General features: G+C 39.2%; 4 protein-coding genes. 3 read left to right on the top strand and 1 reads right to left on the bottom strand.

The genetic code is table 11. From position 1 onward, the window contains the following. Positions 1 to 219: 219 nt before the first annotated feature. Positions 220 to 3045, bottom strand: coding sequence for an excinuclease ABC subunit UvrA (gene uvrA, locus GQR54_RS14245; RefSeq protein WP_121954967.1), 2826 nt, complete (start codon positions 3043 to 3045; stop codon positions 220 to 222). A gap of 162 nt (positions 3046 to 3207) precedes the next feature. Here uvrA and GQR54_RS14240 point away from each other — a divergent pair, with 162 nt between their 5' ends. From GQR54_RS14240 to GQR54_RS14230, 3 genes are all read left to right on the top strand, one after another. Then, on the top strand, positions 3208 to 4575 hold the full coding sequence (locus GQR54_RS14240) for an MFS transporter (RefSeq protein ID WP_010553785.1): 1368 nt from the start codon (positions 3208 to 3210) through the stop codon (positions 4573 to 4575). Between the two features lie 20 nt (positions 4576 to 4595). Then, positions 4596 to 5318 (top strand): single-stranded DNA-binding protein, encoded by a 723-nt coding sequence (ssb, locus tag GQR54_RS14235; RefSeq protein ID WP_121954966.1) that lies wholly within the window; start codon positions 4596 to 4598, stop codon positions 5316 to 5318. 244 nt (positions 5319 to 5562) lie between these two features. Further along, entirely contained in the window at positions 5563 to 8292 is a 2730-nt protein-coding gene (locus tag GQR54_RS14230; RefSeq protein WP_166378458.1) for a response regulator, read from the top strand. The last annotated feature ends 25 nt before the right edge of the window (positions 8293 to 8317 follow it).

Here is an 8317-nt window from a genome sequence, read left to right as displayed (position 1 = left end):
CCTCATAATCAAAAGATGATAAGGGTATTGTGAAGCAACCAAAAGATCGGTCAACCGATCAAAAATACCTTAACTGATCGGTGTTAGCTTTACTAAGCGGCATTTTTTATATAATACTGATTAATTGAGTTATATTTTATATAGAAGCTTATTTGCCCGCCACTTTATAACTCTAAAGTACTTAACACCGACTTTCCTTATGGTGGGTAAGCAAAACCTCTATTTACTTAATAGAGGTTTTAGGTAATGCCCAGTATGTGAACGCTCACATTCGGCTACTTCTTCTGGCGTGCCTGCAATGAGTATTTCACCACCGCCAGCACCGCCTTCAGGTCCTAAATCGATAACCCAGTCTGCTGTTTTAATAACATCGAGGTTGTGCTCAATAACAACAATTGTATTGCCGTGATCGCGCAGGCGATGAAGTACAACAAGCAGCTGTTCAATATCAGCAAAGTGTAAGCCTGTTGTTGGCTCATCTAATATGTAGAGTGTTTTACCTGTATCGCGCTTTGATAGCTCGCGCGCTAGTTTTACACGTTGCGCCTCACCACCAGAGAGAGTCGTAGCGGCTTGTCCTAAGCGGACATAAGATAAACCAACGTCCATTAATGTTTTAAGCTTGCGGGCAATAGCCGGTATTTTATCAAAATAATCATGCGCATCTTCAACAGTCATCTCAAGCACTTGGTGTATGTTTTTACCTTTGTATTGTACTTCGAGCGTTTCACGGTTATAGCGCTTACTCTTACATACATCACACGGTACATACACATCAGGTAAAAAGTGCATTTCAACTTTAATCAAGCCGTCACCTTGGCACGCTTCACAGCGTCCGCCTTTAACGTTAAAGCTAAAGCGACCAACTTTATAACCACGTGAGCGCGCTTCTTGGGTGCCTGCAAATAACTCACGAATACCGGTAAATATACCTGTGTAGGTTGCCGGGTTTGAACGCGGAGTACGACCAATCGGGCTTTGATCAATATCGATCACTTTATCAAAATGATCTAAACCACTAATTGATTTATACGGTGCTGCTTCGGCAGTTGTTGCGCCATTTAACTCTGTATGAGCAAGTTTAAACAAAGTGTCGTTTATTAACGTTGATTTACCTGAGCCCGATACACCTGTCACACAGGTCATTAAACCAAATGGGATTTTTAAATCCACATTTTTAAGATTATTACCCGTTGCGCCAAATAGCTCTAGCCATTTGTCGTTCGTTGGGTGACGTTCTTTTGGTATTTCTATTCTACGTACGCCAGATAAAAATTGGCCCGTAACAGACTCTTTGCTTGCTAAAATATCGTCGCGTGTACCTTGAGCAATAATATGCCCACCATGAACACCCGCGCCTGGGCCAATATCAATAATATGGTCAGCGGCACGAATAGCATCTTCATCGTGCTCTACCACAATAACGGTGTTACCTAAGTCGCGCAAATGGACCAGTGTTTGTAATAAGCGGTCGTTATCGCGTTGATGCAGCCCAATAGATGGCTCATCTAGTACGTACATTACACCTACAAGGCCTGCACCAATTTGGCTTGCTAAGCGAATACGCTGAGCTTCACCACCTGATAGTGTGTCGGCGCTGCGCTCAAGTGATAAGTAATTTAGGCCAACGTTAATTAAAAACGATAAACGGTCGCGAATTTCTTTTAATATTTTTTCAGCTATTTGGCCTTTTTGTCCGGTTAGCGTTAATCCTTCAAAAAATTCCATAGCTTCACCAATGCTCATGCACGTGATTGCAGGTAAGTTGGTTTTTCCAATAAATACATTTCGAGATTCTTCGCGTAAACGCGAGCCATTACAGCTAGGACATGCTTGGCTTGTTTGGTATTTAGCAAGTTCTTCGCGTACTGAGTTTGACTCAGTTTCGCGGTAGCGGCGATTCATGTTGTTTAGCACGCCTTCAAACTCATGATTGCGCGTAATTAAATCGCCACGGTCGTTACGGTAATTAAATGCAATTTTAGTGCTACCAGAGCCATCTAAAATAATTTTTTTCGAGTCGCTGTCTAAATCTTGATAAGGCACATCTAAATCAAAGCTATAATGCTCCGCAACGGCTTGTAGCATTTGATAGTAATAAAAACTGCGTTTATCCCAGCCTTTAATAGCACCGCCAGCAAGGCTTAACTCTGGGTTATGCACTACGCGATTAGGATCAAAATATTGACGTATACCTAAACCATCACAGGTTTGGCACGCACCTGCAGGGTTATTAAACGAAAACAAACGCGGTTCTAGCTCAGTCATTGCATAGCCACAAGTAGGGCAGGCAAAGTTTGCTGAGAATAGAATTTCTTCAGCGCTGCTATCATCCATGTATGCTACATGTGCAACGCCATTGGACATCTCAAGCGCGGTTTCAAACGATTCTGCTAAGCGTTGTTGTAAGCCATCTTTTACTTTAAATCTGTCTACAACAACTTCTATTGTATGTTTTTTATGAAGCTCAAGTGTTGGTGGATCAGACAAGTCACATACTTCACCGTCTATACGGGCGCGAATATAACCTTGGCTTGATAGCTGCTCTAATAACTTAACATGCTCACCTTTACGCTCTTTTACTATTGGCGCAAGCAGCATTAATTTACTGCCTTCAGGTAGAGCCAAAACAGTATCTACCATTTGACTAACTGTTTGCGCAGCAAGTGGTAAATCATGTGTAGGGCATCGTGGTTCGCCAACGCGGGCAAACATAAGTCGTAAATAATCGTAAATTTCGGTAATAGTACCCACAGTTGATCGTGGGTTATGAGACGTTGATTTTTGCTCAATAGAAATTGCAGGAGAGAGGCCTTCGATGTGATCTACATCAGGCTTTTCCATAAGCGATAAAAATTGTCTTGCATACGCAGAGAGTGATTCAACATACCGGCGTTGTCCTTCTGCATAAAGTGTATCAAATGCAAGTGATGACTTCCCCGAACCAGATAGACCAGTAATAACTATTAATTTATCACGTGGGATGGTTAGGCTGATGTCTTTTAAATTATGCGTACGGGCGCCTCGGACTTCAATGTTTTCCATGCTATCTCGTTTATTACCAAAATTATTTACTCAGTATCGCATAATACGAAGCAATATTAATCCTTGATCAATGAAAAATCCTTACTTATAGGCGATTAATTATTGCCAAGCTTATGGTAGAATCCCAACCTCAATTTTTCATAGAGTAAGATCACGCAGATAATGACCGCATCTTCACTTAATTCACGAGAAAAACGCGCCGCAGTATCGCTGGCGAGTGTGTTTGCATTTAGAATGCTCGGCTTGTTTATGCTGATGCCTGTATTGGCTATTTATGGACAATCGCTTGAAGGTTTTTCGCCTATTTGGATTGGTTTTGCCATTGGTGCGTATGGTTTAACGCAAGCCGTATTGCAAATACCTATGGGTCGATTATCCGATAAAATTGGTCGTAAAAAGGTTATTGTTGGTGGTTTAGTCGTATTTGCTATTGGCTCTGTAGTTGCTGCATTAGCTGACTCTATTCAAATGGTTACCGTAGGCCGCGCTCTACAAGGTATGGGCGCAATAGCCAGTGCACTACTCGCGTTTGCTTCAGATTTAAGCCGCGATGAGCAACGACCAAAGGTAATGGCCGTTATTGGTATGAGCATAGGAATGAGCTTTGCCTTTGCTATGCTACTTGGGCCAATTGTTGCAGCTTCGTGGGGTATTGCGGGTGTATTTTGGTTGACTGCTATTTTAGCTGTTTTTGGTATATTTATAGTGACTATGCTAGTGCCAAATGCGGTAAATAAAGCGCCCAAAGGCGATACATTAGCAAGCTTTAGCGACATAAAAAAACTAATTAAGCACCCTCAGTTAGCACGATTAAATGCAGGTGTATTGCTATTACACTTAACGCTAACCACAATATTTGTCGTACTGCCGAGTCAATTAATTAAAGATGGCTTAGTTGCCGACCATCACTGGTATTTATATATTCCAGTGCTATTTTTAGCATTTTTATTAATGGTACCAATAATGATTGTGGCCATTAAAAAAGAGAAAGAAAAACAAGCATTTATTGGCTCAGTAGCCTTGTTAACTATTAGTATGCTAGCAATGTCGGTATGGGTTAATAGTGTAGTAGGCATTGCTGTGTGTATGCTGCTTTATTTTGTGGCGTTTAACTTTTTAGAAGCCACTATGCCTGCGCTTGTATCGCGAATAGCACCTGCAAGCCAAAAAGGTTCAGCAATGGGTGGCTACTCATCTAGTCAGTTTTTAGGCGCCTTTTTAGGCGGTATGTTAGGTGGTTATGTAGCACAAACTACAACGACGCAAGCTGTGTTTGCGGCAGCGGCACTTGTTGGGTTAATATGGCTTATTATTGCGTGGAAAATGCAAGTCCCACCCAAAAGTAAAGTTATTAGTTTAATGACCAAATTAGATTCTGAAGAGCATGCTCAAACACTTGCTTCTCAGTTAGTTGCTTTACCAGGCGTAATAGAAGCAACTGTGGTTCGCGATGAAAGTCGCAGCTATTTAAAGATTAATGATAAAGAATTTGACCTAGACCAAGCACGTAAAGTAGCTGGTTTAATCTAACATTTATAGGAGATGGTTCCATGGCACGCGGTGTGAACAAAGTAATTTTGGTTGGTAATTTAGGGCAAGATCCTGAAGTTCGTTATATGCCTAACGGCAATGGTGTAGCAAATATTACCTTAGCAACTTCGGATAGCTATAAAGATAAAAACACTGGCCAAATGGTTGATAAAACTGAGTGGCATCGTGTTGTGTTCTTTGGCAAATTAGCTGAAATTGTTGGTGAATATTGTCGTAAAGGTTCACAAATTTATGTTGAAGGTAAGCTTCAAACACGTAAGTGGACCGATCAACAAGGCCAAGAAAAATACACTACAGAAATAGTTGTAGATGGCTTTACTGGTCAAATGCAAATGTTAGGCGCACGTGGTGGCGATCAGCAAAGTGGTGGTTACCAAGGTAATCAGCCGCAAGGTGGACAACAAGGTGGTGGTTACCAAGGTAATCAGCCGCAAGGTGGTCAACAAAGCGGTGGTTACGGTCAAAATAACCAAGGCCAAGCTGCACAGCAAAGTGGCTATAATCCGCAGCAACAAACCGCACCAGCAGCACAACCAAAACCGGCTCCAGCACCACAGCAGCAAAGTAATCAATATCAGCCGCAAGGTGGTTATGCACCACAGCAAAAAAGTGCACCACAACAGCAAGGTGGTTTCGCTCCTAAACCACATAGTGCTCCGCAAGGTGGCGCATCAAACCCAATGGAGCCAACCATTGATTTTGACGACGATATCCCTTTTTAGTTTTCCAACCTTTACAGTGTAAAGATTTATTATAGAAAAGCCCCGTTCATACGGGGCTTTTTTATACGAGCTGTGTAGTGAGGGCAACCCAGAACTATCAATGAATATCGTCATTAAGCAATAAAATGAAATAGTATTAGTAAACATGTTAAATTATGGTGGTATTTACATTTTATTTAATTGATATATATATCGTTAACACTTACCATTAAAAGACTTTTACCTTGATTACACAATGAGAAACATGAAAACTAATATCTTATTTTTATTTCTTGTTTTTCAATTTGTGAGTCCAATTTCAAACGCTCAACCTTCTTCAAATGTTACTCATGTTTTATTTATAAATTCAACAAACCAAGATATGCCTTGGCACAAAAGTGTTGATTCTGGACTGCGTAAAAAACTTATAGAACGTTCTTTTAGTTATGAACTCTTCGTTGAAAATATGGATGTAAACCGCTTTGATGAAGCAAATCAAAAACAGTTAATGAAGGACTACCTTAAGCAAAAATATAAAAATAAGCATATAGATATCATTGTTACTCAGTCGCCTTCTGCAGCTGTACTTTTATCGCAATTAGATGATTTTTTTATAAATGCTCCAAGAATATATTTAGAACCAGGCGCTCAATTTAGTTTACCTGAAAGCACCAATGGAGCAGTGATCCAAGCTAAATTAGACTACGCGAAAGCAACAGCAAGCGCTGTTAATTTAATGAAGCCTAAAAAATTAATCGTTATATTAGATACAAAAAATGATATTGGGATGAGCTTTTATCGAGGGCTATTTTCGGTTATTAACCGTGACTTTTCGTATTTAGACGTAGAAAAGTGGTTTGATCTTTCAATGCCAGAGCTACTCACTAGAATAAAAAATGCGCCAGATGATTCAATTATATTGTTTACACCCATTTTCAGGTATTACGATAATAAATCTCTTAGCCCTTATCAGCTAGTAGAGCGATTAGCAAAAGCAAGTTCAGCGCCCGTTTTTAGTTATTGGGAGGTACTATTAGGTTCAGGTGTTGTTGGTGGGTATGTGTTGTCGGGTGAACAAATAGGCGCATGTATTGCCGATTCGATAATTTTATACAATGAAAATAAAAGCCTAAGTGCAATCAGTGGTGAAGAACTAAGTGTTTATGCTTACGATTGGCGTCAATTAAACAAGTTCGATATAGCTTCACAAAGCTTGCCAGAAAAGTCGATTATATCTTATTACGAGCCAACCTATTTTGAGCAAAATAAAACATTGATTTATAGCGCTACTGCGATTATCTGTATTCTTAGCAGCTTTTTAGTTTTCGTATTGTTTTTAAATCAGCGCCGCATCCAACTTTTAAAAGAGCTTGATGAAGAAAAGCAAAGATTAGAGTCTCGCGTTGATCAGCGTACTGAAGAACTGTTGCAAGCCAAAGATGAGGCCGAAAAGCTGACATCCGCTAAGTCTGAATTTTTAGCAAATATGAGTCATGAAATTAGAACGCCTATGAGTGGGATTATTGGCTTAACCAACATTTTGCTCGAAAAAGGTTTGCCTGGGGAATATGAGCATTATTTAAATAAAATTAAATATTCTTCAGATCAACTCCTTGTAGTTATTAACGATATTTTAGATTTTTCAAAAATTGAGTCTGGAAACATTAACCTTGAAGAATTTCCTTTTTCTGTAAATTCGGTTGTTGACTACATCAAAGCAACTTTTGATGAGCTAGCTCAAAGCAAAGGGATCACATTTGATATTGTCATTGGTGAAGAGGTCAAACTCAATTTAATTGGTGATGTAGTTCGAATAAACCAAGTACTGCTAAATTTATGCTCTAACGCAATTAAATTTACTACGCAGGGCCTTGTATCGGTATTAATAGAATCAAAAAGATCATTAGCCGATCCTAAGAGTGTTTGTTTGTATTTTATTGTTAAAGATTCAGGTATTGGCATTGCCGAGCAAAGCCTTGCCGATTTATTTGAATCTTTTACTCAAGCTGACAGCTCTACAACCAGGAAGTTTGGCGGCACAGGTTTAGGCTTAACTATAAGTAAGCGTTTATGCCAATCGATGGGGGGAGATATAACGGTAAAAAGTACTCAAGGTGTAGGTAGTGAATTTATAGCTTCAATTAAGGTGAAACTGAATAACCAAGCGTTAATTGATAACACTCCCGACCTAACTTTTACTGATGTGTTTGAAGTATTAATTGTAGATGATAATGAAGATGATCTTAAGGTAATTGAAAATCAGCTAACGGCTATGGGGTTAGTATGTACGGCCTGTCAATCTGCCAAACAAGCTATTGATATTGTTGAACAAAATAAAGATAAATTTAAAGTTATTATTGTCGACTGGGCAATGCCATCAATGAGTAGCGAAGCTTTTTTAATACGCATTTTTAATATTAACCCTCAACTTTATGCCAACACTATTGTGCTTATAATGAGTGACGAAAGTTTACTAAATAATGGAGCCAAAAAAGTAAGTATAAAAACTATTTTGCAGAAACCTGTATACACGAGTGTTTTGTATGAGGCGATTGAAAGTAAAGTAGTAGGCTCTCTGAATGAAGTGCCTGTAGTAAATTCAGTAAGTGAAAAGCCGCTAGCAGGTATCAAAATATTAGTTGTGGAAGATAACTCGATCAATAAACTAATCGTTACAAACATACTAGAGAAGGCTGATGCTCAAATTTACTTGGTTGACAATGGATTAGAATGTATTCAAGCCGTGAAATCACAATCGTACGATATTATTTTGATGGATATTCATATGCCTATTATGGACGGGGTTGAGGCGAGTAAAATTATTCGTAGCGATAGTGACAAAGCAATCGCAAATATTCCAATAATTGCTTTAACAGCTAATGTTATGAAAGATGATATTACACGATACTTATCCATTGGCATGAACGCCCATGTTGCAAAGCCTATTAAAGCGCAAAATCTACGTGAAACTATAATCCGCTGTTTAAATAAATAGCTGAGCCATTAAAGTGATTTAATAA

Source organism: Pseudoalteromonas sp. Z9A4 (assembly GCF_011378845.1).
Lineage (GTDB): Bacteria > Pseudomonadota > Gammaproteobacteria > Enterobacterales > Alteromonadaceae > Pseudoalteromonas > Pseudoalteromonas arctica.
The sequence above is the reverse complement of the archived record's forward strand: the minus strand, read 5'-3'. Positions and strand labels throughout refer to the sequence as shown.